The organism is Arthrobacter sp. yr096, from assembly GCF_900108925.1.
Taxonomy (GTDB): domain Bacteria; phylum Actinomycetota; class Actinomycetes; order Actinomycetales; family Micrococcaceae; genus Arthrobacter.
Genome location: NZ_FNYI01000006.1, coordinates 138,964 through 163,961 on the forward strand (window position 1 = coordinate 138,964; position 24,998 = coordinate 163,961).

At 63.4% G+C, this 24,998-nt stretch carries 26 protein-coding genes; 17 read left to right on the plus strand and 9 right to left on the minus strand.

Annotated features, from left to right (window positions below; translation table 11 throughout):
- The first annotated feature begins 88 nt into the window (after nucleotides 1–88).
- From BMY91_RS16275 to BMY91_RS16300, 6 genes are read left to right on the plus strand one after another with little or no spacing between them, the layout of a single operon-like run.
- Nucleotides 89–1,099 carry a phosphotriesterase family protein gene (locus BMY91_RS16275; protein ID WP_256212789.1) on the plus strand — a complete coding sequence of 337 codons (1,011 nt, stop codon included), beginning with the start codon at nucleotides 89–91 and terminating at the stop codon, nucleotides 1,097–1,099.
- 14 nt (nucleotides 1,100–1,113) lie between these two features.
- Complete coding sequence (locus tag BMY91_RS16280) at nucleotides 1,114–2,067, plus strand: phosphotriesterase family protein (protein ID WP_090823748.1); 954 nt, start codon at nucleotides 1,114–1,116, stop codon at nucleotides 2,065–2,067.
- Between the two features lie 20 nt (nucleotides 2,068–2,087).
- On the plus strand, nucleotides 2,088–3,197 hold the full coding sequence (locus BMY91_RS16285) for an FAD-dependent oxidoreductase (protein ID WP_090823750.1): 1,110 nt from the start codon (nucleotides 2,088–2,090) through the stop codon (nucleotides 3,195–3,197).
- Nucleotides 3,198–3,210: 13 nt separating this feature from the next.
- A complete protein-coding gene (locus BMY91_RS16290) occupies nucleotides 3,211–4,143 on the plus strand; it encodes an alpha/beta hydrolase (protein ID WP_090823752.1) in 933 nt (310 codons plus the stop codon).
- On the plus strand, nucleotides 4,140–5,102 hold the full coding sequence (locus BMY91_RS16295) for an MBL fold metallo-hydrolase (protein ID WP_090823754.1): 963 nt from the start codon (nucleotides 4,140–4,142) through the stop codon (nucleotides 5,100–5,102). The genes BMY91_RS16290 and BMY91_RS16295 overlap by 4 nt, the downstream gene beginning before the upstream one ends.
- Nucleotides 5,095–6,813, plus strand: a complete 1,719-nt coding sequence (locus BMY91_RS16300; protein ID WP_090823756.1) for a CocE/NonD family hydrolase — start codon at nucleotides 5,095–5,097, stop codon at nucleotides 6,811–6,813. Before BMY91_RS16295 ends, BMY91_RS16300 begins: the two co-directional genes overlap by 8 nt.
- Here BMY91_RS16300 and BMY91_RS16305 read toward each other — a convergent pair.
- Nucleotides 6,803–7,396: a MarR family winged helix-turn-helix transcriptional regulator gene (locus tag BMY91_RS16305; protein WP_090823758.1), complete on the minus strand. Its 594-nt coding sequence runs from the start codon at nucleotides 7,394–7,396 to the stop codon at nucleotides 6,803–6,805. The genes BMY91_RS16300 and BMY91_RS16305 overlap by 11 nt on opposite strands.
- A gap of 103 nt (nucleotides 7,397–7,499) precedes the next feature.
- Here BMY91_RS16305 and idi point away from each other — a divergent pair, with 103 nt between their 5' ends.
- Genes idi through BMY91_RS16335 form a run of 6 tightly spaced genes read left to right on the plus strand, consistent with a single transcriptional unit; the run spans nucleotide 7,500 to nucleotide 13,323 of the window.
- On the plus strand, nucleotides 7,500–8,054 hold the full coding sequence (gene idi, locus BMY91_RS16310; protein ID WP_090823760.1) for an isopentenyl-diphosphate Delta-isomerase: 555 nt from the start codon (nucleotides 7,500–7,502) through the stop codon (nucleotides 8,052–8,054).
- Nucleotides 8,051–9,154, plus strand: a complete 1,104-nt coding sequence (locus BMY91_RS16315; RefSeq protein ID WP_090823762.1) for a polyprenyl synthetase family protein — start codon at nucleotides 8,051–8,053, stop codon at nucleotides 9,152–9,154. The genes idi and BMY91_RS16315 overlap by 4 nt, the downstream gene beginning before the upstream one ends.
- On the plus strand, nucleotides 9,151–10,056 hold the full coding sequence (locus tag BMY91_RS16320; protein ID WP_090823763.1) for a phytoene/squalene synthase family protein: 906 nt from the start codon (nucleotides 9,151–9,153) through the stop codon (nucleotides 10,054–10,056). Before BMY91_RS16315 ends, BMY91_RS16320 begins: the two co-directional genes overlap by 4 nt.
- Complete coding sequence (crtI, locus tag BMY91_RS16325; RefSeq protein WP_090823766.1) at nucleotides 10,053–11,705, plus strand: phytoene desaturase family protein; 1,653 nt, start codon at nucleotides 10,053–10,055, stop codon at nucleotides 11,703–11,705. Before BMY91_RS16320 ends, crtI begins: the two co-directional genes overlap by 4 nt.
- Nucleotides 11,705–12,061 (plus strand): lycopene cyclase domain-containing protein, encoded by a 357-nt coding sequence (locus tag BMY91_RS16330; protein ID WP_090823768.1) that lies wholly within the window; start codon nucleotides 11,705–11,707, stop codon nucleotides 12,059–12,061. Before crtI ends, BMY91_RS16330 begins: the two co-directional genes overlap by 1 nt.
- Nucleotides 12,058–13,323: a prenyltransferase gene (locus BMY91_RS16335; RefSeq protein ID WP_090823770.1), complete on the plus strand. Its 1,266-nt coding sequence runs from the start codon at nucleotides 12,058–12,060 to the stop codon at nucleotides 13,321–13,323. Before BMY91_RS16330 ends, BMY91_RS16335 begins: the two co-directional genes overlap by 4 nt.
- Here the strand turns inward: BMY91_RS16335 and BMY91_RS16340 are convergent.
- Nucleotides 13,318–13,839, minus strand: coding sequence for a MarR family winged helix-turn-helix transcriptional regulator (locus BMY91_RS16340; protein WP_177179934.1), 522 nt, complete (start codon nucleotides 13,837–13,839; stop codon nucleotides 13,318–13,320). The two genes, BMY91_RS16335 and BMY91_RS16340, sit on opposite strands and share 6 nt — an antisense overlap.
- Nucleotides 13,840–13,950: 111 nt before the next feature.
- On the opposite strand from BMY91_RS16340, the gene BMY91_RS16345 reads away from it, so the two are divergent.
- Entirely contained in the window at nucleotides 13,951–14,778 is an 828-nt protein-coding gene (locus BMY91_RS16345; RefSeq protein WP_090823774.1) for a tryptophan-rich sensory protein, read from the plus strand.
- Between the two features lie 145 nt (nucleotides 14,779–14,923).
- A complete protein-coding gene (locus BMY91_RS16350) occupies nucleotides 14,924–16,522 on the plus strand; it encodes an HNH endonuclease (RefSeq protein WP_090823775.1) in 1,599 nt (532 codons plus the stop codon).
- Nucleotides 16,523–16,592: 70 nt separating this feature from the next.
- Here BMY91_RS16350 and BMY91_RS16355 read toward each other — a convergent pair whose 3' ends face one another.
- Nucleotides 16,593–16,928, minus strand: a complete 336-nt coding sequence (locus BMY91_RS16355; protein ID WP_090823777.1) for a hypothetical protein — start codon at nucleotides 16,926–16,928, stop codon at nucleotides 16,593–16,595.
- A 196-nt stretch (nucleotides 16,929–17,124) separates the two neighbouring features.
- Entirely contained in the window at nucleotides 17,125–17,880 is a 756-nt protein-coding gene (locus BMY91_RS16360; RefSeq protein WP_090823778.1) for a class I SAM-dependent methyltransferase, read from the minus strand.
- 79 nt (nucleotides 17,881–17,959) lie between these two features.
- On the opposite strand from BMY91_RS16360, the gene BMY91_RS16365 reads away from it, so the two are divergent.
- The 3 genes from BMY91_RS16365 to BMY91_RS16375 all read left to right on the plus strand — a co-directional run bounded on the left by BMY91_RS16365 (nucleotide 17,960) and on the right by BMY91_RS16375 (nucleotide 20,539).
- Nucleotides 17,960–18,418, plus strand: coding sequence for a MarR family winged helix-turn-helix transcriptional regulator (locus tag BMY91_RS16365; protein ID WP_090823780.1), 459 nt, complete (start codon nucleotides 17,960–17,962; stop codon nucleotides 18,416–18,418).
- A 97-nt stretch (nucleotides 18,419–18,515) separates the two neighbouring features.
- On the plus strand, nucleotides 18,516–20,006 hold the full coding sequence (locus BMY91_RS16370; RefSeq protein ID WP_090823782.1) for an MFS transporter: 1,491 nt from the start codon (nucleotides 18,516–18,518) through the stop codon (nucleotides 20,004–20,006).
- Between the two features lie 176 nt (nucleotides 20,007–20,182).
- The gene (locus BMY91_RS16375) at nucleotides 20,183–20,539 is read left to right on the plus strand and encodes a hypothetical protein (RefSeq protein ID WP_090823784.1); all 357 of its coding nucleotides are present in this window, start codon (nucleotides 20,183–20,185) and stop codon (nucleotides 20,537–20,539) included.
- Here BMY91_RS16375 and BMY91_RS16380 read toward each other — a convergent pair.
- From BMY91_RS16380 to BMY91_RS16400, 5 genes are read right to left on the minus strand one after another with little or no spacing between them, the layout of a single operon-like run.
- A complete protein-coding gene (locus BMY91_RS16380) occupies nucleotides 20,536–20,931 on the minus strand; it encodes a RidA family protein (RefSeq protein ID WP_090823786.1) in 396 nt (131 codons plus the stop codon). The genes BMY91_RS16375 and BMY91_RS16380 overlap by 4 nt on opposite strands.
- Nucleotides 20,932–20,963: 32 nt before the next feature.
- Nucleotides 20,964–21,728: an amino acid ABC transporter ATP-binding protein gene (locus tag BMY91_RS16385; protein WP_090823788.1), complete on the minus strand. Its 765-nt coding sequence runs from the start codon at nucleotides 21,726–21,728 to the stop codon at nucleotides 20,964–20,966.
- Nucleotides 21,728–22,651: an amino acid ABC transporter permease gene (locus BMY91_RS16390; protein ID WP_090823790.1), complete on the minus strand. Its 924-nt coding sequence runs from the start codon at nucleotides 22,649–22,651 to the stop codon at nucleotides 21,728–21,730. The genes BMY91_RS16385 and BMY91_RS16390 overlap by 1 nt, the downstream gene beginning before the upstream one ends.
- Nucleotides 22,652–22,692: 41 nt before the next feature.
- Nucleotides 22,693–23,634: an ABC transporter substrate-binding protein gene (locus BMY91_RS16395; RefSeq protein WP_090823792.1), complete on the minus strand. Its 942-nt coding sequence runs from the start codon at nucleotides 23,632–23,634 to the stop codon at nucleotides 22,693–22,695.
- 10 nt (nucleotides 23,635–23,644) lie between these two features.
- Nucleotides 23,645–24,931, minus strand: a complete 1,287-nt coding sequence (locus BMY91_RS16400) for an alpha-hydroxy acid oxidase (RefSeq protein WP_177179935.1) — start codon at nucleotides 24,929–24,931, stop codon at nucleotides 23,645–23,647.
- Between the last annotated feature and the right edge of the window lie 67 nt (nucleotides 24,932–24,998).

Consider the following 24,998-nt stretch of genomic DNA (forward strand, 5'->3'; position numbering starts at 1 on the left):
ATACGTTGAGATTAATTCTTTGACACTGTGTAAAGATTTGTGTGATGCTGACTGCACATCAGCACCCAGGACTTCAAGGGAGAAGCCAGTGATCTACCCACTTTCCGTCGATGTGTCGGCAGCCGTCGCCACGACAGTCCATGAGACCGTCACTACGGTCCTCGGCCCCGTGCCGGCCCACGAACTCGGCGTCACCGCCGTCCACGAAGCGTTGCTTTCCGTGGTCCCCGGAGCCCAGTTCGCCCCGGATATCGCCATTGATCGGGCGGAGATCTTCGAGGTCCTGGCGGCCAAGCTCCGGGATTTCCGCGAACACGGCGGAAGGACCATCGTGGACAGCACCGGCATGTTCCACGGCCGTGACGTGAAACTTTACGAAGCACTCTCCCGCGCCACTGGCGTGCACATCATCGCCTCCACCGGCATGGGCCCCGAAGAGATGTTGGGCGGCTACTTCCTCACTCCCCAGACAAATCCACCCACGCCATGGCCCGCAGAAAGGTTCGCTGAGCTCTTCAGCAAGGAGATCACCGAGGGCATGGTGGTGCCTCGGGTGGAGCGCCGGGGACCCGCCGGGCTCGTGACCACAACGGCTGATCCCAACGGAATGACTCCCACGGAGGAGAGCTTGTTCCGGGGCGCAGCGAGGGCCGCCCTGGACACCGGGGTGCCGCTGTCCATTCGCTATGGGGCCGATGCCCTGCATGACTTGGGCATCGTCCTGGACGAGGGGTTGCCTGCCGGGCGCGTGCTGGTGGGCGGGCTGGACCGTGCGGATGCCGATGGTGCCGCATTGGAAGTAGCCAAGCGCGGAGCGTTCGTCGGCTTGGACCACGTGGGCCTCAACGACCACCCCAACTACATCAACGATGCCCAACGGACGAGCCTGGTCATGGAACTCGTCAACGCAGGCCACAGCCACCGGATCATCCTCTCCAGCAATGCCATCGGCGTGGCCAAGGGGCTGCCGGAGTACCACCTCCCGTTCAGCCACGTCCTGTCAACGTTCGTGCCGTTCCTCAAGCAACAGGGCCTCAGCGACGAGGATGCCCACCGGATCCTGGTGGACAACCCCCGCGAACTCCTCACACATTCCTGAAGGGGGAAATAGACGTGTCAAAAGTAAACACAGTGCTGGGAACCATCCCGGCTGAAGAGCTGGGACTCGTGGCCATCCACGAGCACATCGGATACGGCATGCCCGGCAGCGAGCTGGATACCACCTGGTGGAAGACGCCGGAGGAACGATACGCGGAGACGGTACCCAAACTCCGCGCCTTCCACGAGTACGGTGGCGGCACCTTCGTGGATGCCACCGGCATCTGCAACGGCCGCGACGTTGACTACTACAAGTCGCTGTCCGCCAAGACCGGAGTCCACATTGTTGCCTGCACTGGCTTCGTGGGCGGAGACACCGCCCTGCCGCATTTTGCCCGCGCTTCGGTGGACTACCTGGCCAAGGTATTCATTCACGAGATCAGTGTGGGCATCGGCACCACGGGCAGCCGCGCCGGCGTCATCAAGGTGGGCGTCAGCCGCGGTGGTCGCATGACGGACCTGGACAAGCGGATCTACCGGGCGGCCGCGCGCGCAGCCATCCAGACCGGAGCCCCTGTTCTGACGCATCTGGCCATAGATGCCGAGAATGCCATTGCCATTTTCCAGGAGGAAGGATTGCCGCTGGACCGCGTCCTCTTCGGACACGTCGACGACGGTGTGAACGCCGAAAACACGCGGGACACCTGGATCGCGGAGCAAGGAGGCCGGGTGGGATTCGACACCTTCGGTTACGAGACCGAGCTGGAAGACCCTCCCTTCTGGGCCCGCCCCAGGCAGGAACGCCTGGACCACTTCCTCCGCTTCCTCAACGCAGGCCATCTGGACAAGGCCCTGGCCGGTGCCGACGCCAACTGCAGCCCGCTCGGGTGGGCCGGCGTGAAGGGCCACACCGTGAACTACATCTTCGAGGACCTCATCCCGGACCTCCGCAAAGCCGGCTTGGAAGAAGACGCCATCAGGACGATCTTCGTGGACAACCCGGCCACCTTCCTCACTCTCAGCGCCTGACCCAGAAAGCACAGAATCCCATGAAGACTTCAGAGATCAAGAACCTCAAGATCGCCATCATCGGCGGCGGCTATGGCGGAGCCTCGGTAGCTAAAGCCCTGCAGAATATCGGCGCAGAGAACGTTCACGTTTACGAGCAAGCGCCCGCGTTGGCCCAGGTGGGCGCGGGCATCGGCCTTCGCCCGCCGTCGGTGGAACTGTTCCGCACGTGGGGCATCTTTGACCGCATCGCCGCCGTGAGCTCGCCCAGCGACCACCTCGAAATCCTCACGGCGGACGGCAGCCACATCCTCGCGAAGGAGGAATGGCCGTTCCTGCGGGCCTACCAGCAGGTCAATCACAACCGAATGATCCACCGCGGAGACTTCATCGACGCCCTGCTCGGCGCCCTCCCCGAGGGCATGGTGCATCTGGGCTACAAGCTGAACACCATCCAGGACCATGGCAACCATGCCACGCTCACCTTCCAGAACGGCGAGGTTGTCACAGCTGACCTCGTCATCGGCGCGGATGGCATTCGTTCCACAGTTCGCCATCAGCTCTTCTCGCAGAAAGAACCCGTATTCTCCGGCGAGCACGCCTACCGCGCTGTCATTTCGATCGAGGACGCCCACGGCTTGGTGACGGACGATAATCCGCGCTTCTACATGGGCAGCAACGGCACCATCGCCTACAACCTGCCATTGCGGCACCGCGGCGAGCTCTCGTACGACATCACGGCCGCTTCCGACGACGCCTCTTGGGCACCGGAGATCACCAATGAATACCTGGTGAAGCTGCTGGAAGGTTTCGACGAGCGGATCGTCCAGGTTGCCCGGGAACTGGACCTGAGCACGGTGACCAGCCGCTCAGTGTTCGACATCGATCCCATCGATTCCTGGCACACCGGCTCCGTGGCGTTGCTGGGCGACGCCGCCCACGCGATGCTGCACCACCAGGGCCAGGGTGCCAACTCGGCCATCCTGGACGCCGGCGGTTTCGCTGACGCGATGATCCAAGGCGACTCCGTGCAGGATGCCCTGTCCATCTACCAGGCCACCCGAAAGCCGGTGACTGATGAACTGCAGCGCGTATCCCGTCAGGGTTGGCACGCCGATGCAGTGGACTCAGCTTTCCCGGCCAACGCCTAAGGACGGGCCCGGAATGCCACTCCACCCACAGATCGCCAAAATCCTCGCCACTCTCCCTGCTCCCGACGGTTCGCCGCTGGACCCCGCCGCACTGCGCGCAAACGAAGCAGCCCGGATCCTGCCCGCCGATCAGCGGCTGCCGCTCCACGCCGTCGTCGATGCCACAGCGGTGACCTCCGCCGGTGAGGTTCCGGTTCGGATTTATACGCCCACCGACGCGGCGGAACACAGCATTATTGTGTATTTCCACGGCGGCGCCTTCTTCCTGGGCAGCCTGGACACCCACGATCACGTTGCCAGGGCACTGGCGTCGGAAACCGGCCATAAAGTCATCTCAGTCGGTTATCGCCTGGCTCCCGAAGCACCCTTCCCTGCTGGGCTGGAGGACTGCTATGCCGTGGTCCGGTGGGCTGCATCCACCGGAGGGAGCCTCGGCTGGGACGGCGGGAATCTTGCCATTGCCGGAGACAGTTCGGGCGGAAACTTCGTGGCAGCGGTCGCCGCGAAAGCGCACGATGACGGCTTCCACCACATCACCCACCAGATTCTGTATTACCCGTCGCTGGACCTGGATTTCGATGCCAACCGATACCTATCCCTGCGCGAGAACGCTGAGGGCTACGGCTTGGAGACGGCCGGTCTGAAGCCCTTCAACGCCTTCTATCTCGACGGCGGTGCGGAGCCGGGCGACCCGCTCGTCTCCCCTATCAAGCGGGCGGACCTCACCGGGCTGCCACCTGCGCTGATCGTCACCGCCGAGTTCGATCCCCTGCGGGACGAAGGCGAACTGTACGGACGGCGATTGGACGAGGCGGGCGTGGACACCACGGTCAGCCGGTACAGCGGCGCCAACCACGGCTTCATCCAGAACTTCTCCTGGATCCCGGAGTTCCACCGCGTGTTCGCGGAGACCTCGGAATTCCTGAACCGGAGTCCCGGGAAATGACGCAGCCAGTACGCGTTCATCCGCTCGTCTCTCCGTGGGGCCGTTTTGGCCTGTACAGCTTCTACATCGACGCTCCCGAGCCCGCCATTGTGGACACCGGAATCGCGTCCTCACCCGCGGAGGGCATGATCCCGGCACTGGAAGCGATCGGCCGCCGCATAGAGGACGTCCGTTGGATCCTGCTGACCCACGGGCACATCGATCACATCGGCGGAGCCCATGCCCTGTGGGAGCTCACGGGACGGCGGGCCAAGGTGGTCATCCACCAAGCCGACGCGCCGATGCTGCGGTCACGCCGCGCCCATGTGGACGAATACCTGGCTGGCCGCGGGCAGTACTTAACGGACCCCGACGGCGCGTCCCGGGTTGGCGCCGCGGCGGACGCCGTCATCTCCGGGGAAATGGAGCCTGACCTGCTGGTCCAGGGCGGCGAAACCATTTCCCTGGGCGGTGACGTGACAGTGTCTGTCCACTCAGTACCGGGACACACTCCGGGCTCGGTGGCCTATGTCATCGACGGCCAGAACGATGTGTTCGTGGGCGACGCCGTCCAGGTTCACGGAGCGGCCAACGGTTTTCCGGGATTTGTGGATCCGGCGGCGTACCGCGCCAGCCTGCAGTACCTTCGCGATGACATCCGGCCGTGGCACCTCTACCTGGGTCATCCGTACCGGGGCGCGGATGGTGAGCCGTTCGGCGTCGAGCTTGACGAAACACAGGCGCGCCGCGCCCTCCAGGAAAGCATCGACGTCGAAACCCGCGTCAGCAGCGCCGCGTGCCGCTGCCTTGAAGCAGGGCTGGAAGGCACGACGTCGGCCTACTCGCCTTTCGCCGCAGTGGCAGAGGACCTTGGCTACACCGGAGACCCCAGCCTGGAACCGTCTCCGTTCTTCACCACCCTGCACGGGTACACCACACACTTTTCGAACCGGTTTGAACGGAAGGCTACCCATGGATGACATCCAGTTTCTCAGTGCCGGCGGCGAAAAAATCGCGGTCCGGAAGGACCTGCGCGTCCCCATGCGGGACGGCATCGAACTCGCGGCGGACGCCTACCAGGGCACCGAGGAGAAACCCCGGCCAGCGCTGGTTGCCCTGAGCCCCTACGGCAAGGAGTTGCAGGCGCTGGCGTTGACTACCCCTCCACAGCGTCGGCCGAGCCCGATGTGGGATGGATGCATAGAAGCGGGCGACATCGCCCGGATCGTGCAGGAGGATTACGTCCATGTGATCGGCGACCTCCGCGGCTCCGGCCATTCCGGCGGTGAGCACATCGGCAATTACAACGCCGGCGGGGTTTCCCTGGGCCAGGATGCCTACGACTTCATCGAGTGGGTAGCCGCACAGCCTTGGTGCGATGGCAACGTGGGCATGGTGGGCATCTCCTACTTCGGCTCCATGCAGGTCCTCGCTGCGGCCGAGCGCCCGCCGAGCCTGAAGGCGATCTTCGTTTCCGGTGGCCACTACGACTTCTACGAGACCACGTACCACGGCGGCATCATGTGGTTCATGCCGCGCGCTGCCCGGGAAGGCCGCGGTGGGGACTCGGGCTGGGCGTTCACGGACAATGTGAAGTCGCGCATGATGGAGAAGTACTCCCCCGACGAACTGAAAGACCTCGTCCAACAGCGCCTGAAGGACCCGGACGTAGCCGCCTGGCCCAATCTGGTCCATGTGCTGAACTACCCCAAGAACCATGAGGCCTGGTTCGACATCGTCATGAACGAACTCGATGGCGAGTGGTACGAGGAACGGAATCCCGTCACCCTCGCGCCAAATATCGACATTCCGGTGTGGCTGCAGATCGACCAGGGCCGGGGGTGGACCATGGATGGCACCATCGAATTGTTCGACTCGCTGAAAGGTCCTCGAAAACTCGATATCGGGCCCTATCCGCCCATGCAGTCCCGGCCGTTCATCGAAGAACACGACAAGATGTTCAGATGGTATGACTACTGGATCAAGGGCATCGATAACGGCATCATGGACGAGCCGGCTGTCAGTGTCTTCGTGGAGGGCTCACGCGAGGTAGTCACTGCCGATCAATGGCCGCCGAAGGATATCGAGTACACCTCGCTCTACCTGCGCCCCCGGCACAAGCTCTCCACCGAACCTGAGTTGATGGGTGCGGAGTACGCTGCACCGGACGGCTTCTACCAAGCTCCCCTCACCGTGACGGACAAGGTGGAAATCCTCAGCTGGAGCACGCCGCCGTTTGAGCAGGATACGGAGATGATCGGGGCCGGTGCCGCACATATCTTCGCAGAAATCGACCAGCCGGACACCAACTTCATCCTCCGGCTGTGGGACTACGCGCCCAACGGCAAACGCCAACTGATCACCAGCGGATACCTCAAGGCATCACACCGTGAGCTGGACGAACGGACCACCGAGGGCAGCCCGTACCACCCGCACACCAGGGCAATTCCGGTGGAACCCGGGCAGATCGAAGAGTACGTGCTGCGCCTCTACCCGTTCGCCAACACGTTCAAACCGGGCCATCACCTGACCGTGGAGCTCTCGAACAGCGAGCCCCTGGCTGACGAGCACAATGCCCTGCTCCCGCCGGATGCCTTCCACCTGCCGGTGGGCAGACCCGTCACGCACAAGATCTACCGGGACGCGGCGCATCAGTCGAGGCTTGTGTTGCCGTTCACCACTACTGGCTAGGAGCGGAACCTGCCCAGGCGTCGTCGGAGACGTCAATCTCCTCCGCCATGTCATCCAGGAACCGCATCACCGTGTCCCGTTCCGTGGATGTCAGCCGCGCTGCGGCCAGGAACCGCTTTGCCTGCTGCCGACCGACGGTCCGCATCGCGGCCTCGTGCGTCTCGGGGGTGATCGCGATGGCAAGGGCCCGACGGTCGGAGGGGTGGGCACGTCGCGTGACGTGACCCGCCCGTTCCAGCCGGTCCAGCAGCTTGGTGGTTGACGCCGTCGAGATGTGGAGCCGCGCCGCTATTGCGCCCGGCGTGGCGATCACATCATGGTTGGCGCAAACAATCAGGTAGTGCAATGCGCGCATGTCGGACTGGTTGAGTTTCATGTATCGCAAGGAGGCGTCCGAGAGGCGCTGTTCAGCTTCCCGCAGCCTGCCCAGCGCTGCCATGAGGTGGCTGATCTGCTGGACGTCCTCTTCGGAAAGCCCTGATCTGTCCACCAGTTCCTGATGGGGATCGTTGGCGTCCAGGTGATAGATGCCGAAGGAAACCGGGGTCCCGGCTTCTTCAGGAATCTCTTCAGGACTGGACATGTTGAGTATGTTACACCTAACTTCCTACATGGTAGCCTTTCTTCTAGCTTGTCTAGCAATATCCGGCTGCGGCGAGGCAAAGGTTCCTGGAGGAAGGCGCACAATGAACGCGACAGAGATGGTGGTCCTCCTGGATGACGCGGGAACACCCATCGGCGAGGCCCCCAAAGCGGCCGTTCACACCTTGGAAACCCCGCTCCACCTCGCCTTCTCCTGCTACCTGCTGAACGACGCCGGAGAAGTACTGCTCACCCGCCGCTCACCCGAGAAGAAAACGTGGCCGGGCGTATGGACCAACAGTTTCTGCGGGCACCCGGGACCGGGTGAAGCATTTGAAGATGCCATCATGCGGAGGGCCCACTTTGAACTGGGAGTGGACGCAAACCGCATCGAACTGGTCCTCCCCCACTTCCGCTACCGGGCAGTGGACCCCACTGGAATCGTCGAGAATGAGGTCTGTCCCGTCTTCGTGGCACGGATCAGCGGCCCGCTCCAGCCAAACCCCAGTGAGGTAGCCGACTGGGCCTGGATCTCACCCGCCCTGCTCGCCGAAGCCCTGGACCACACGCCTTCGGCATTCAGTCCGTGGCTCGGATTGCAGTTTCCGCAGCTCCTGGAGGCCCGCGCACTCCCGCTCCACAGCGGAGCGCGGGCATGACCATCACCTCCAACGCGCTCAGCAGCCGCACCGAGCTTTGCACCGCCGTCGAAAATGAGCTCAGCGGGCTCATCGGCAAAAGGGCCGGCGCCGCGACGGCTTACGGACCCCACTTCGCCCGGCTGTGGGCGCTTGCCGGCCAAAATGTCCTGGGCGGGAAGTTCGTCCGCCCCTTGCTGCTCATGGAGACCTACGACGCCCTGAAACCGCCCGGCTCCACACCGCCAGAGCAGCGGGAAACCGCCATCACCATCTCCGCGGCCATCGAACTGCTCCACTATTCCTTCTTGCTCCACGACGACGTGATTGACGGCGACCTCGTCCGCCGCGGGCACCCCAACCTGATCGGCTCCCTCCTTGCTGAAGCGGGCGCACTTCCGGACAACATTGACGGCGCACGCACCGGAAGCGATCTCCATTGGGCACAAACCGGTGGAATCCTCATGGGCGACATGCTGCTGGCCGCCACCCACCAGGCGTTCGCCCGGGCCGACCTTCCCCATCAACTGCGCCTGCGGCTCCTCGATCTTCTGGAACACACCATCAACGAGACCGTAGCCGGCGAACAGCTGGATGTGGGCCTTGGCGACGGCATCATCGCCCCTGACCTGGAGACCATCCTGGTGATGTGCGGCTACAAGACGGCAACGTACACTTTCGAGTTGCCGCTGCGTGCCGCCGCAGCGCTTTCCGGTGCTGATTTCGCCGTCGAGACCGCGCTGGCCACGGCCGGCAGGCATCTGGGGCTCGCCTTCCAGCTCCAGGACGATCTTTTGTCCACCTTCGGGGATCCTCGCCGCCACGGCAAGGATCCTTTTTCCGACCTCCGCGAGGGCAAGGAAACCGCCATCATTGCCCACGCGCGGACCACCAGCGCGTGGCCGGACATCGAGCCGTTCTTCGGCAGCCCGGAACTCAACGGGACAGAAGCCGAACACGTCCGCCAGTGCCTGAGCGACTGCGGGGCGGAGACCTTCGTCCAAGGGCTCATCGATGAGCAACTGCAGGCCTTCAACCACCTGCTGACCAACACGATTCCGCCGAGTGCCCGGAACGTCCTGCTGGACCTCGCGGCGCAACTGGAAGGACGGCAATCATGAGTATCGCCACCGATACTTCCTTAACTCACTTCACCCGCACCGCCGAGCGTGCTGCCAACCAGGTGATCGCCGCCTACTCCACTTCCTTCGGCCTGGCCTGCAGGCTGCTCGGCCCCAGGCACCGCCAGCACGTCCGGAACATCTACGCCCTGGTACGCGTGGCTGACGAGTTGGTGGACGGAGTCACCGCCGAAGCCGGCCTTAGTTATGAGGAGCAGTGCCAGGCCCTCACCCACTTCATTGATGAAACGCACAGCGCCGTCAACATCGGATACAGCAGCGACCTCATCATCCACGCCTTCGCCCAGACCGCCCGCGCGGCCGGCATTGATGAAACACTCATCGACCCCTTCTTCGCCTCCATGCGTACCGATCTCGGCGAGCGCAGCGCTGCGCCGGCCGTGCCCCTGCGCTTCGATTCCGAGGCGCACCAAGGCTACGTGCACGGTTCGGCCGAGGTGGTTGGGCTGATGTGCCTGCGTGTCTTCATGCGGGAGGAAAACATCGACGACGCCGACGCTGCGGCCCTGGAGTACGGCGCCGGAAGGTTGGGTGCTGCTTTCCAAAACATCAACTTCCTCCGCGATCTGGCGGACGACACCCACCGGCTCGGGCGCAGTTACCTTGGCACTTCGGACCACCTTGAGGACCGTGACCGCATTGAATGGGTGGGCACTATCCGCGCCCAACTTGCAGACGCGGGCGCCGTCATTCCCCTGCTGCCCCACGACGCCCGGGCCGCGGTTAGAAGCGCTCTTGCCCTCTTCTCGGCATTGACGGACAGGATTGAGCAGACCACCGTCGATGAGCTTTACCGCTCCCGTGTCCGCGTGCCGGATGCCGTGAAAGCCGGGCTGGCCGCACGGGCCGTGGCCTCAACCTGGATGGAGCTGCACCGATGACCCGCACAGTAGTGATCGGCGGTGGTATTGCCGGGCTTGCCACCGCCGCCCTCCTGGCCCACGAAGGTCACGAGGTCCAGCTCCTCGAACAGCGCGAGCGGGTAGGCGGGCGCGCGGGCAGCCTCGAACGGGACGGCTTCCGCTTTGATACCGGCCCGTCCTGGTACCTCATGCCTGGTGTGTTCGACCATTTCTTCAATCTGCTGGGCACCTCCACTGCGGAACAGTTGGACCTGCGAACGCTCAGCCCCGCGTACCGCGTCTTCAGCGAACCAAATCACGACGGCGTACGGCCGGATCCGCTCACTGTCCCGTTGGGCAGCGATCAGGTTTTGGAGACCTTCGAAAGGGTTGAGCCCGGCAGCGCCAAGGAACTCTCCGCGTACCTGGCCTCCGCGCGGCACACGACGGAGATGGCTGAACGTTTCTTCCTCTACAACCCGTTCACCAAGCTGCCTGCCCTGCTCCAACCGGAGGTAGTGCGGAGCCTGCCCAAGCTGGCACAGCTTCTCCTGACTCCGTTGGACAAGTACGTCGCCCAACGGTTCCAGCACCCGGTACTCCGGCAGGTGCTGGGATACCCGGCTGTTTTTCTTGGCACCAACCCGTCTGCTGCTCCTGCGATGTACCACTTGATGAGCGCTTTGGACCTTGGCGACGGAGTGCAGTACCCCATGGGCGGCTTCTGGGAGCTTGTGGGCAGGCTGGAAGCTTTGGCCCTGGCTGCCGGCGTGCGGATCCACACAGGTGCGGAGGCCCTCAAAATCACCACCCGTGAAGCGGCGCACATCAAGAAACTGGGGCGCTTTGACGGCCTGAACCTTCCCGCCGGTTTGTCCGGCAAGGATAGCCGTGAGGTCACGGGCGTGAAATGGCGCGACAGTTCCGGCGCAGAGCACTACAGCGTGGCAGACCAAGTAGTCTCCGGCGCCGACCTCCACCACACCGAAACGCAACTGCTCGGCGTCCGGGACCGCAGTTACGGCAACAAGTACTGGCAGAGCCGCACCAGTGGGCCCGGGGCAGTCCTGGTGATGTTGGGCGTCAAGGGCAAACTCCCGGAGCTGCCCCATCATTCCCTGTTCTTCACCCGGGACTGGCAAGCGAATTTCGCGTCGATCTTCGGCGAGGAGCCCAGCATCCCGGACCCGGCATCCCTCTACGTTTGCAAACCCAGCGCCACCGACGCCGGTGTCGCACCGCAGAACCACGAGAATCTATTTGTCCTTGTTCCCGTCCCTGCCGATCCCTCCCTTGGGGCCGGCGGCCCTGATGGCAGCGGCGATCTCCTCATCGAACGGACCGCCGACGCCGCCATCGACCAGATCGCCCAGTGGGCCAACATCCCGGACCTCAGCGAGCGCATCGTCGTGCGGCACACCATCGGCCCGGCCGACTTCGCCCGCGATTACAACTCCTGGCGCGGCGGCATGCTGGGACCCGCACACACTCTCCGGCAGAGTGCCATGTTTCGCGCCCAAAATGCCTCCAAGCGCGTACGCGGCCTCTACTACGCCGGTGCCACCACGGCACCCGGCGTCGGTGTCCCCATGTGCTTGATCAGTGCAGAGCTGGTTTTGAAGCGGATCCGCGGCGATCACAGCCCCGGCCCTATAACCGCGAGGCCTGTAGCCAGCAGGATTGGCTAATGGGTGTTCTCTATTTGCTCTCCTTGGTGCTGGGCATCGCCTGCATGCTCTTGCTTGACCACCGCTTCCGTTTGTTCTTCTGGCGCGACGCCAAAGCAGCGGCGATCGTGACCGTCGTCGGGGTTTTGTTCCTCCTAGCCTGGGACCTTGCAGGAATCGGGCTGGGGATCTTCCTCCGCGGTGAAGGAACCATTGCCACCGGCCTGCTGATCGCGCCTGAGCTGCCCCTTGAAGAACCCGTGTTCCTGCTGTTCCTGGTGCTGTGCACCATGGTCCTGTACACGGGCGCGCGTCGTCTGCTTGACCGGATCCCTGCCAGACGCAGGGAGAGCGAGCGGGAGCGTGAGATCGTATGACCTACCTGTGGCTCGCCCTTGCCTTCATCGCGGCAGCAGTCGTCGCGGGCGTGATTTTTGCCCGCCAGGGCAACCGGTCAGGTGAAGCGCGGTCAGGTGAAGCGCGGTCAGGTGAAGCGCGGTCAGGTGAGGCAGCCAACCACTGGAAAGCAGTTGCCCTCGCATTCGCCGCACTGGCCGTCCTCACGGCAGTGTTCGACTCCGTCATGATCGGCATGGAACTCTTCCACTACGACGCCTCACACATTCTTGGCCTCAAGGTTGGGCTGGCGCCCATCGAAGACTTCGCCTATCCGCTGGCTGGCGTGGTGGCGCTGCCCGGCTTGTGGATGTGGCTGACGCGCAAGCGTTCCGGAGGCCGGGGTGACGAATCCCGGAGTGCGGGACACAACCTCAAAGGCCTGGTGCCACAAGCACTGCTCGCGTCCCGCCCGGTCAGTTGGATCAACACGGCGTATCCGTTCGCCGCGGCCATGCTGCTGACCACACGGGAGATCGACTGGGTACTGATCGTGGGCACCTTCTACTTCCTGATCCCCTACAACCTGGCCATGTACGGCATCAACGACGTCTTCGACTATGAGTCGGACCTCAAGAATCCGCGCAAGGGCGGCATCGAAGGTGCGCTCCTCCAGCCGCACCTTCACCGGCCCATGCTCTGGCTCGCGGCGATCACCAACGTGCCGTTCCTTCTGGTGCTCGCCTTCGCGGGTGGGCCCGTGGCGTGGATCAGCCTGGCCGTGAGTGCATTCGCTGTGGTGGCCTACTCCGTGGCCGGCCTGCGCTTCAAGGAACGCCCGGTCTTGGACTCTCTGACGTCCAGTACGCACTTCGTGAGTCCCGCCGTCGTCGGCCTGGCGCTGGCCGGTGCCGACGTGACGCCGGGTCTCCTCGTTCTGCTGGCCGCCTTCTTCCTCTGGGGCATGGCGGCCCACGCCTTCGGCGCCGTCCAGGACATCGAACCCGACCGGCAGGCCGGCATCGGCTCCATAGCAACAGTCATCGGTGCACGCCGGACGGTGAGGCTCGCCGTCGGACTCTGGCTTGTTGCCGGTTTGGCCATGCTGGCCACGCCGTGGCCCGGGCCGCTGGCCGCGATCATCGCCGTCCCGTACATCGCTAATTGCGCGCCCTACTGGAACGTCACGGACACGACGGCGGCACGCACCAATGTGGCCTGGCGCCGGTTCATTTGGCTCAACTACGGTTCGGGATTCCTGGTGACACTCATTTTCATCCTGCAGTGGAGCCTCACGTCATGACTGGGACGGTTCCTGGGGGTCTTCGTCGATGGTGTCCAGGGCCTCGCGCATGTGCTGCAGAAAGTTCACCACGATCTGCGACTCGTCCGGGTTCAAGGCACAGGCCGCGTCCAACATCCGGCGGTGCATTCCGCCCAAGGTATGCCGCACTTCCTTGTCCGATCCCGGCGTTGCCTTTAGGATCAGGGCGCGACGGTCCGTGGGGTGCGGCTCGCGGCGTATGTGGCCGGACTCCACCAGGCGGTCGATCAGCGTGGTCATGGATGCGGACGTTATCCCCAGCTTGTCGCCCAGGTCCTTCGGCTTCATCACTTTGCCGGCAGCCTCGGCTTCGAACAAGTAGCGCAGGGCCAGCAAGTCCTTCTCACCCATCCCCATGGAGGATCGCGTCCGTCGGCGCATCGCTTGCTCGGAGGCGCGGTAATCCCGCAAGGCGTTCAGCACGTCAATGGCAATTGCCTTCTGACCTGGGTCTTTGCCGTACCAGTAGCCCTTTGCGTGGCCTTCCGAGTCCATCCGTTGTTCCTTCGATAAACGTAAAGCTTGTCTTACTAGCATTTTGATACTAAGTCACCTACCTCCCTAATGCATGACACCGCACATCCCATAAGGAAAGAGGCCCTGCACATGGAAACTCGAAGCACGGATCTGGCCCGGCAGATCACAGTGACCGTCAGCCTGGTGATCTGCATTGTTGGCTCGATGATCGGCGTCGGAGTCTTTGGCGGAACCCCCATAGCGCAGGCTGCCGGCGGAGCGTTGGCGGCCGACTCCACCCTCCTTGCGCCAGCCACTCCTGCCTTCTCCATCTGGTCAGTTGTTTACGCCGGGCTGGTGGCCTTTACCGTGTGGCAGTGGTTGCCTTCACAGCGGGCCAACTCGCGGCAACGTTCGTTGGGGTGGATCGTGGCAGTCTCCATGGTCCTGAATGCGGCCTGGATTTTGTCCGTACAGGCCGGCTTGCTCTTGGTCAGTGTCGTGATCATCCTGGCGCTGCTGGTGACCCTTGTCCTGGCGTTCCTCCGCTACAGCCAGAGCCGCGCTGCCTCGTGGGTTGAGGCCATAGTGGTTGACGGAACGTTGGGGCTGTACCTGGGGTGGACCAGTGTGGCCGTGTGCGCCAACATCGCCGCGGCTTTGAAGGCTTCCGGCTTCTCCGGCTTGGGTCTGCGTCCCGAAATCTGGTCTGTTGCCGTACTGGTGGTAGTAGCGGTCGTAGGCATCGCTTTGGCCATCAAGGGCCACGGCCGCTTGGCCCTGGCGGCAGCCATCGCCTGGGGCCTCGTATGGATCACGGTTGGCCGCAGCACCGACGCACCCGAGTCATTCCCGACGGCGGTCGCCGCGGCTGTTGCTGCTGCCCTGGTTCTCGGTGCGGCCATCACCGTTCGGGCCCGGGGTGTTATGGCGGGGGCTGGGGCAGGTTTGGGGGCAGGGGTTTCCGCCCACCGGTGACGAGCCGGGGTTAACCGTCACACACACCGCAGAAGGGCAGGAGCTCCTCGCTTCCACGTGCTCCTTTGGGCGCGAATCCGGGTGCTTTTCCACATAGGCCGGGTGGGGTCTTATAGGCTCAACTGCCTGCTGGAAGAGTTGAGGCATGGAGAAGATTCGGGCAACGCAGACGCCGTCAGGCGATGTGCTCGATCGAGCCGCGAAACCTCTGCCGGACGACTCCACGCCCCCAGCCTCAGCGCCTCTGTCTGGTTCGGCAGCGCCCCGGGTTTCTGACCTGATCGCACTTCTTGGCTCTGTTCCTTTTGGCAGCTCCAGCGGCGAGCTGATCGAACAGATCCGCGGGCTGGAGAACATGAAGTCGGCCATCAGCGGGCTGCAGGCACGAATGGCTGTGGCCTTTGATCTTGCCCAACGACAGGAACAGGCTGCTGCTGGTGTTCCGGCTTCGGAGCAGGGTCAGGGTGTGGGTGCTCAGGTGGCGTTGGCTCGGCGGGAGTCCCCCAACCGGGGATCCCGGTTGTTGGGCTTCGCGAAGGCTGTGGTGACCGAGATGCCCCGCACACTGGCCGCCCTGGAATCCGGACAGCTCAATGAATGGCGGGCCACGCTGCTGGTGAAGGAAACAGCGTGTTTGTCGGTTGAGGACCGGTGTGCGGTGGATGAAGAACTCGCTCCCGATGCCGGGACTTTCGAAGGGAAAGGCGACCGGGCAATCATCGCTGCTGCGAAGGCTGCCGCGTACCGTCGTGATCCCCGCTCGGCGGCTCGTCGTGCGAGCCACGCAGCCACCGAACGAACAGTGAGCCTGCGACCCGCTCCGGACACCATGACCTACCTCACGGCATTGCTTCCGGTGGCTCAGGGTGTGGCTGCATACGCGGCGTTGACCCGGGCGGCGGACTCAGCCCGTTCCCGCGGCGATTCCCGTTCCCGCGGCCAGCTCATGGCCGACACCTTGGTGGAGCGGGTCACCGGAACCCCGGGCGGGTTCTCCGGGATCAACCTGGACCTTGTGATGACGGACCGCACCCTGTTCCAAGGCGACAGCGAACCAGCCCGGCTCAAGGGGTACGGAATCGTCCCGGCACAGTGGGCCAGAACCATGCTCGGCACCGGCAATGAGCCGCCAAACAGGCAGGGGCAAACGGGGCCTCAGGAAGCGCCGCACAGGCAGGCGCCTGCCGGGCTCCAAGAAACGCCGGGCGGGCTTCTAACCACGGGTGCGCAGGATGATGAGTTCACCGTGTGGCTACGCCGGCTCTACACAGCACCCACCACAGGCGAGCTCCTCAGCATGGACTCCAAAGCAAGGATTTTCCCGCCACGACTCCGGCGCTTCATTGAAGCCCGGGACCACACCTGCCGCACCCCGTACTGCGACGCGCCCATCCGGCACATCGACCACGTGATCCCTTGGCACTCAGGGGGCACCACCACCCTGACCAACGGCGCAGGACTCTGTGAAGCCTGCAACCACACCAAGGAAAATCCCGGCTGGACCACCAAACCGCTCGCAGGAGAGGCCCACACCATGGAGCTCAGCACACCAACGGGGCATACGTACCAATCCACTGCGCCACCACTACCGGGGTATGAGCGTGCCTTAAGAGGCGAAAGCGATGCCACATCATCGGATGGCGAAGCATCATCGGATGGCGAAGCATCATCGGGTACCGAGAGGCCAACGCCTGCAAGACAGGAACCGCCTCATCGTGCCCGCGGGCAACTCGTCCGCACCTAGAGGCGAATCTGTGGGATACCGGGCGCTTCGGGAAGCCACCGCATCACCCAGCAATTACTACGGTCAATTACTACGGTGCGCAGGCGTCCTTCAGTGCCTGGACTGACTCAGCCGGCACTTCGTCTCCTGCTTCGGCGATCTGGTTCAACGGCGTCGTGATTTCTGCGGGGACGCCAGCTGTGCTGGCGGCCGAGACAAGCCCGGCAAGGACCTGCTTGTCCTGAACGCTGACCAACCCATCCTGGACCACTGCGCAAACCTGCTTGGTGACCTCATCAGCGGCGGCAGTGGCCACCTTTGAGGCTGCATCGCTGGCTGCGCTTGTGGCAGCCTCTTCCACGGCTCCGCAACCGACGAGCAGCAGCAAAAGGGGGACGGCGGAAAGTGCTGCAAGTCGACGGGTCATGAGTCCAGCCTAGCAATCCGACTACGAGCGGCCGTTCCACTAGTCCACCGCTGGCGGCGTTGATCCGCTCACCGCATGCGGATCCGCCCGATCGATATCGTGGATGTCTTCGTCTACCTTGTGGTGCTGGGCGTATTCATTCAGTTGTTCCCGGCCGTCATTTCCGAGTCATTCCTGCTGGCCTTCTGACCAGACCCTAGCGTTCAATGAGCCTATAGACGGACACGTGGCTCCGCGAATCTGCCGTAAATTCGCTGCGGTCCCAACCAGCCCACCTGGCTTCGAGTTCGAATCCGGCTATCCGCGCCATGAGGTCCAGTTCGCTCGGCCAAATGTAGCGGTGGGGTGTCCGCCCAATCCGCGCATCCCGGCCATCGGACAGGTCAGGACCGAACCGCACGTGGTGGGAGACGACGTGTTGCCGCAGCACATCGTAGGTATCCACCAGGAGATACCCGGGCTGGCTAACCTCCACCGTGCCTCCGTGTCCCGGAGGCAGTGATCGCAGTTGCGGCACCCAGAGCTCGACGACGAACCGGCCACCGGGCGTCAGATGGCTGGCAGCATTCTCGAAACACCGGACTTGTTCGTCCTGTGTCAGCAGGTTGGCAATGGTATTGAAGACCAGGAATGCCAGTGTGAAGCTGCCCTCTGCCCGCACGCGGGACATATCGCCCTGGACCACTGGAATGCGGTCCTCGTCCACTTTTTCGCGGAGCCTTGCGATCATCGCGTGGGACAGCTCGATGCCGCTGACCTGGACTCCCGCCTCCGCGAGCGGGATGGCGACACGACCGGTACCAATGGCGAACTCAATGGCCGCACCATCGCCCGCCAGCTCGGACAGGACCTCCACCGTAGGGCCCAGCACGTCGGGTGAAAACATGCCTTCCCCGGGGGTGTCGTACTGCTTGGCCGCTTCGTTGTCCCACAGCTGTTGCTGGTTGATCATGCTTCCACTATTGCAGGCAGGTACGTACTGCGGGCAAGCAACGGCGGCTCGGCAGGGCGTCCCCACCTATGCTTGACGGATGGAAGAAAAGCCGGTGGACCACAAGGCATTGGCCGTGTGCATGATCGATATTTCGTCCGATATTCGGCGTAAGTCGCTCAACGAAACCGGCGTCCGGCCCATTTCCAACGGCGTCCTGGAGATCCTCCGCGTCATTGAAAGCCATCCGGGTGCCACTGTGGCTGAGGTAGCGTCCCGTTTGGGCCGCCAACTGAGCAATGTGAGTGTCCAATTACGTGAGCTCGTGGCGGCCGGACTGGTGACGCGGGTCAAGGACGCCACGGACAAGCGGTACGTTTCCCTTCACCCCACAGATGAATCCAAACGGATCAAGGCCCTCCTCGAAGGTGCATGGGCGGATGCGCTCATCAAAGCCAGCGACCGGCTTCTCCCGGAGGAACGTGAACAGATTGCGGCCAGCCTTCCGGCGCTGCAACGGCTGGCCTCGTTCCTCGCGGAGCCCGAAAACCCAACCTAGGAACACGTAAGGCACATCACCCGCACAGCTCTTATGCGCACATCCCAAAGTACTTATACTTTCATAAGTATTACTACTTACTAAGTATGGGAGACGCGTGGCATCACAACTACTCGAATCGGCTGGCGCTCAGATCCGGCCGGGCAAAGACAACCAAAAAGGCATCGGCTGGCGATCGCTGCCCTTCCTTGCGCTCGCCCAGTTCATGGTGGTTCTGGACGGCACCATCGTGAACCTGGCGCTCCCCCGCCTCCAGTTGGAGATGGGCATCAGCGACTCCACCCGCGCCTGGGTCGTCACGGCGTACGCCCTCGTCTTCGGCGCGTTCCTGCTGCTGGGTGGCCGGATCGCGGACTTTTGGGGACGCAAACGGACCTTCATCACTGCCTCGGCGGGCTTTGCCATCGCCTCCCTCATCGGCGGCCTCGCACAGCAGCCATGGGAACTCATTGGGGCCCGCGCACTGCAGGGAGTCTTTGCAGCACTCCTTGCCCCAGCCGCTTTGGCCCTCCTCACTGTCACCTTCCCGGGAGGCAAGGACCGCGGCACGGCGTTCGCCATCTTCGGCTCCATCAGCGGCGTGGGCGCCGCGGCAGGAGTTCTGCTGGGCGGCTTCCTCACCCAGTGCGTTTCATGGCGCTGGTGCTTCTTCGTCAACGTGCCCATCGCAATGGTCGCGCTCATCGGCGTGTGGAGGCTGGTGAGGGAAAGCAAAGCCGGCGGCTCCACCAAATACGACTGGCCCGGCGTCGTTCTTGCCGCAGTGGGCCTCGGCTCTTTGGTCTACGGCTTTGCCAACGCAGAACACGGGTGGGATGCCATCGAGTCCTGGGGCTTTATCGCCGCTGGTATGGCACTGCTGGCGCTTTTCGTCGCCGTCGAGCGCAAGGTCAAGAACCCGTTGCTGCCGCTTCGAGTGGCAACGGAACGCAATAGGGGCGCGGCCTTCCTCGCATCATTCCTTGCCGGCGCAGTCCTGATCGGCGGCATCCTGTTCATCAATTTCTACCTCCAGATTGTCTTGGGATTCGCGCCTTTCACCGCCGGAATTGCTTCCCTGCCCATGACAGTGGTGCTCATCATTACCGCGGGCCTGGTGGCGAAAAACCTGCCCAGGCTGGGAGCCCGTATTCCCAGTTCGATCGGTCCGGTTTTCATGGCCGCAGCCATGCTGTGGCTCACGCAGGTAACGCCGGAAGGCACGTACGCAGTCACCATGCTGCCCGCGCTGGTCCTGATGGGCATCGGGCTGGGCATGGTCTTCGTCCCCATGCAAAACCTGGCTCTCTTCGGGGTGAACAAGGACGACTCCGGCGTGGCCAGCGCGTTGGTCAACGCGTCACAGCAAATCGGCGGCTCACTGGGCATTGCACTCTTCAGCGCCATCGCGGCGGCCGCCTCAGCTGCGGCGCAAACAGCGGCGGCCGACGGCGGAAGGCTCGCTGCACTGACCTCGGGCTACTCGCTGGTCTTCCTCTGGGCTGCCGGAGTCGCAGTGTTGATGGTCCCTGTCGCGCTGCTCCTCATCAGGATCGACCGCAGGACGTTCAGCGGATCGGACCACACTCCCCACGTCCACCTGGGCTAAGCCGAAGGCGCCGCCACCCGCGATCGGGGTGGCGGCGCCTGATACTGTGATCCGAAGCGATGAATGACGACGGCGAACGCCTCTCGTAAACATTGGCGTGAGATAACTCACATTCTGTAAGCTGAATTCAAAGTCACGCAGCCGGCTTCCCTCGCTCCACGTTTGGCAGGTCCCCAATGGCCCCCAATTCACTCAAGGCCGAAATCCTCCTGGCCCATGGTGTCGGCCCCTCTGCGGCCAGTGTTGCTCGACGAAGAGCAGCAGAAAACCATGGCCACCATCGCGCGCCCAACAAACCTGACGCCCTCCTGGGTGCCATAGCGGTGAGGCAGCTCTTCCACCGCTGGCCCCTGGTCCCGTCCCGGGAACTGGAGCGCATCCGGCACGTCCTCGTCCACTGCGACCAGCTTGGCTCACCGGATACCCATCACTTATCCGAACCGGCCCAAGCGCTACTGGACCTGATCAACGGCGAGTTGGACCGGCGTCGTGCCTTGGCCAAAACCCGGCAGGAAACCGCAAGCAGCAACTAGCGCGGACTGGTCCCGGGGATAGCAGCCACTACGTCGATCTCCACCAGGAAGTCGCCCAGGAACGAGCCCACGGTGGTGCGTGCCGGGAACGGAGCCACAACATACTTTTCGTAGATGGAGTTGAATCCATCAAAGTCGCGACCTGGGTGGTGCAGGTGCACGGTGGCTTTGACGACGTGCGAGAAGTCCAAACCGTGCGCGCCAAGGACCTCGCCGAGGTTCTTCATGGCCTGGATGGTTTGTTCCTCAATGGTGATCCCCACGCGCTCGTCGCTGATGGGATCGTGAGGTGTCTGGCCCGCAGTGAAGAGGAATCCGTTGGCCACAATGGCTTGGGAGTAGGGGCCGGCCGGGCTGGGAGCGAGGCTGGTGACGACTTGCTGGCGGGACATGAATTGCCTTTCGTTGCTATTGAAAAGAGTTGCTAAAGGACCTTCGAGAGGAACGCCTTCGTGCGCTCCTGCTGTGGGTTGTCCAGGACTTCCTCGGGCGGGCCGCTTTCAACCACCACGCCGCCGTCCATGAAGACCACCTGATCGGCCACCTGGCGGGCGAAACCAAGTTCGTGGGTCACCACCACCATGGTCATTCCGGCCTCAGCCAAGGACTTCATCACGTCCAGGACTTCGCCCACCAGCTCGGGATCGAGCGCGGAGGTGGGCTCATCAAAGAGCATCAGTTTCGGCTTCATGGCCAGTGCCCTGGCGATCGCGATGCGTTGCTGCTGCCCGCCTGAGAGCTCCTGGGGGTAGGAGTGCCCACGGTTGCCCAGTCCCACCCGGTCCAGCAGTGCCTGTGCCTCCACCACAACCTCACGGCGCGGGCGTCCCAGCACATGCACGGGTGCCTCAATAATGTTCTCCAGCACGGTCATGTGTGGGAAGAGGTTGAAACGCTGGAAGACCATGCCCGCGTTAAGCCGTGAACGGGCCGTCTGTCGTTCTTTCATTTCGTAGAGCTTGCCGTTGCGTTCGGCGTAGCCCACCAGGTGCTCATCAACGTAGAGGCGGCCCGCGTCCACCTTCTCGAGGTGGTTGATGCAGCGCAGGAACGTGGTCTTGCCGGAACCGGATGGCCCGATCAGGCAGGTCACCGATCCCTTTTCAACCCTGAGGTCGATGCCTTTCAGGATTTCGATAACGCCGAAGTTCTTCCGGACTCCCCGGGCTTCCACCATTGCGGTAGTCATCATGCTGTCCTTGTCCTAGGCTTGCGGATCCGTCGCGGCGCTGAGTCAAAACCGCGGCCGTAGCGGCGTTCTAGTTTGTTTTGGAAGAAGCTCAGGATGGTGGTCATGAGCAGGTACCAGAGGCTGGCCACGATCAGCAGCGGAATGGTCTGGTAGTTGTTCGCGTAGATGATCTGGGCCGAGTAGAGCAGGTCCGAGATCGCCAGGACGCTCACCAGTGAGGTGCCCTTCAGCATGGAGATGACCTGGTTGCCCGTAGGAGGAAGGACCACTCGCATGGCCTGGGGCAGGATCACCCTGTTCATGAGCTTGCCTCCGCTCATCCCCAAGGCCCGGGCGGCGTCGTACTGTCCCTTGTCCACCGATCCGATGCCACCGCGGATGATCTCGGCCATGTACGCGGCCTCGTTCAGGGACAGGCCAAGAAGCGCCGCACCCAGCGGGGAAATCAGGACATTTGCGGATCCGAGAACCACAGACGGCCCACCGAAAGGAAGCCCGAACGCGATGACCGGGTAGAGGGCCGCAATGTTGTACCAAAAGATCAGCTGGACCAGCAGCGGCGTCCCACGGAAAAACCAGATGTAGCCCCGGCTGATGGTACTCAGGATCGGATTGTCAGAGAGCCGCATGATCGCCAGCAGCGTGCCCAACGCGATGCCCACGGTCATGGAGACAACGGTCAGCAGAAGCGTCAACCCTGCACCTGCGAGGATCTGTGGGGCGAACAGGTAAGACACCACAACGTCCCAGCGGTACCGCTCGTTCACGGCCACATCCCATGCCGCGCCGAGCGCCACCAGGATGAGGACAACTGCAAGGGCCAGGCGGACCGGGTGCTTCAACGGCACTACGGGAATCGAATCCCCGGAAGCCGCTGCGGCCGGCTCCTTGGTGTCGGGGACTGGGGGTTGTTGATGCATAACCGTCACCTCTTTATGGGGGGAATTCATGACTGTTTCTCCTACTGGGCGAAGTTGACGCGGGCGTCCGTGATGGCGCTGGTCTGGAGTCCGTACTTGCCAAGGACCTTGGTGTAGGACTCACTCTTGATCACCGCATCCAAGGCAGCGGAGACGGACTTCACCAGACCGGATTCCTTCGGCACACCCACGCCCACCGGGGCGAACTCGTACGTCCGGGCAACCTCGATCTGCGGGTTCTGCGTGGCGGCGAAATTCAGGATGGGCGAGTCAGCGAGCACGGTGTCCAGGCGTCCGCTGGTGAGGGCGGAAATAGCTTGCCGGGTGTCCTGGAATTCACTCTTCTGGATGGCGTCTTTGCCGGCAGCAGCGCAGGCTTCGTCATAGGAAGGAACGTTTACGGTCAGCTGGTACGAGCCCGTGAGGAGACCTACCTTCTTGCCGCAGAGTGCGTTCTCATCCTTGATGCCACCGGGATTTCCTTTGGGAACGGCAATGGCGTTGCCGATCTGCATATAGTCCACGAAGTCCAGGACTTCCATGCGCTTTTCCGTGGGGGTCATGGAGGAGACCGTCATGTCGTAGCGGTTGGCCGCGAGGCCGGGAATGATGGAGTCGAAGTTGGCCACCTGGATGTCTACTTTGACACCCAATGCCTCGCCGATGAGACGGGCCACGTCCGGGTTGGTTCCAGTCATCTCCTGCGTGCCTTCGCGGTAAAACTGGGTTGGCGGTTCGTTGGTGGGGATGGCCACGCGCAGTACTTTGGAAGCCTTGATGGACTCCGGCAGAAGGTCAACGGCGGCCTGGTTGACTTCCAGCGCGGGAACGCCGGTGCCCGCTCCGGCAGAGTCGCCGGACGGGTTCGACGCCGATGCGTTGCCGGCGGGGCTGCATGCCGTAACGGCCAGCAGGAGCGCTGCCGTAACAACCACGACGGGTAGGCCGGACTTGGTTCGTTGGGTGGTAGACGACGTTTTCATTGGGCGGTCCTCATTTCTGCAAGGCCAAGGTGGCCTCGGTGATACGGGTAGGTTGGGTGCGGGCGAAGGCTTCGTTGCGGTGCCGGATCAGTTCCCGGCCTTCCGTCCGCAGTTCCTCAATGGTTGATACTCCGAGGAGCATCATGGTGCGGGTCATTTCGGCTTTGAACATCTTCAGTACGTGTTCCACGCCGGCCTGGCTGGCGGCGGCCAGGCCGTAGAGGTACGGGCGCCCGATGGAGCACGCGTCCGCGCCCAGAGCCAGCGCCTTGACCACGTCGGAACCCCGGCGGATACCGCCGTCGACGATGATTTCCATCCGTCCGGCAGTCTTCTCCACAATGTCCGGAAGGACGTCCAGGGGCGCTGCCATGTGGTCCAGTTGCCGTCCGCCGTGGTTGCTGACCTGGATGGCGTCGATTCCAAGCGAGGCGGCCAGGGCGGCGTCGTTCGCGTTCACTACGCCCTTCAGGACGATCGGACCGTTCCAGCGCTCCCGCAGGTCCCGGATGTCGTCCCAATCGGTGGGCTCGTAGGAACCTGCCAGCAGCGTCCGCCACATGTCCGGCGAACTGGCCAGCGGGCCTTCCGGAATCTCAGCGTCCAGGTTGGGGAAAGCGATGGCGTCGTTGGCCAGGAAGCCCAGTGCCCATGCTGGGTGCAACATCCCCTCCACAACGGTCTTCGGCTTGATGGAGGGCGGGGCGGTGAATCCGTTGCGGTAATCGCGCTCGCGGTGTCCGATGGCCCGGCAATCGACGTTGACCAGCAGGGCCTCGTAACCTGCCGTGGACACCCGGTCCAGGACTGCCCGCAGCAGGCCTTTGTCCGAGGTGGGTTCCAGGTTGAACCAGCGGCGAAGTCCCGGCGCCGCGGCGCTGACGTCTTCCATGGTGGTGGTGCTCAGGTGCGCCAAGCCGTACGGGATGCCGGCGGCGAGCGCTGCACGGGCGACGGCGGTCTCCCCCTCGGGGTGGAACAGCCGGGTTCCGCCTGTGGGCGAGAGAGTCACCGGCATGGACACCGGCCCGCCGAGGAGCGTTGAGGCGAGGTCCAGGTTGTCCACGGAGCCCCATTTGGGGAGGAAGGACCAATCGTCGAACGAGGACCGGTTACGGCGAAGCGACACCTCGTCCTCGCCGCCGCCTTCGATGTATTCGAAGATGCTCTTGGGCAGGCGCTTGGCCGCCAGTTTCCGCATGTCCTCCACGCTGTAGCACTTGCGTGACAGGCGCTCCGCGACGGATCGGGCCGGTCCCTGCACCGAGGCGAGCGCCTTGATGTCCTTGAGTTTCATGGTGTGTCCTCTGCGTTCCTGCTGGGGTTACCCGCCCAGCTCCTTTCCCCATAGTGACGCAGATCTC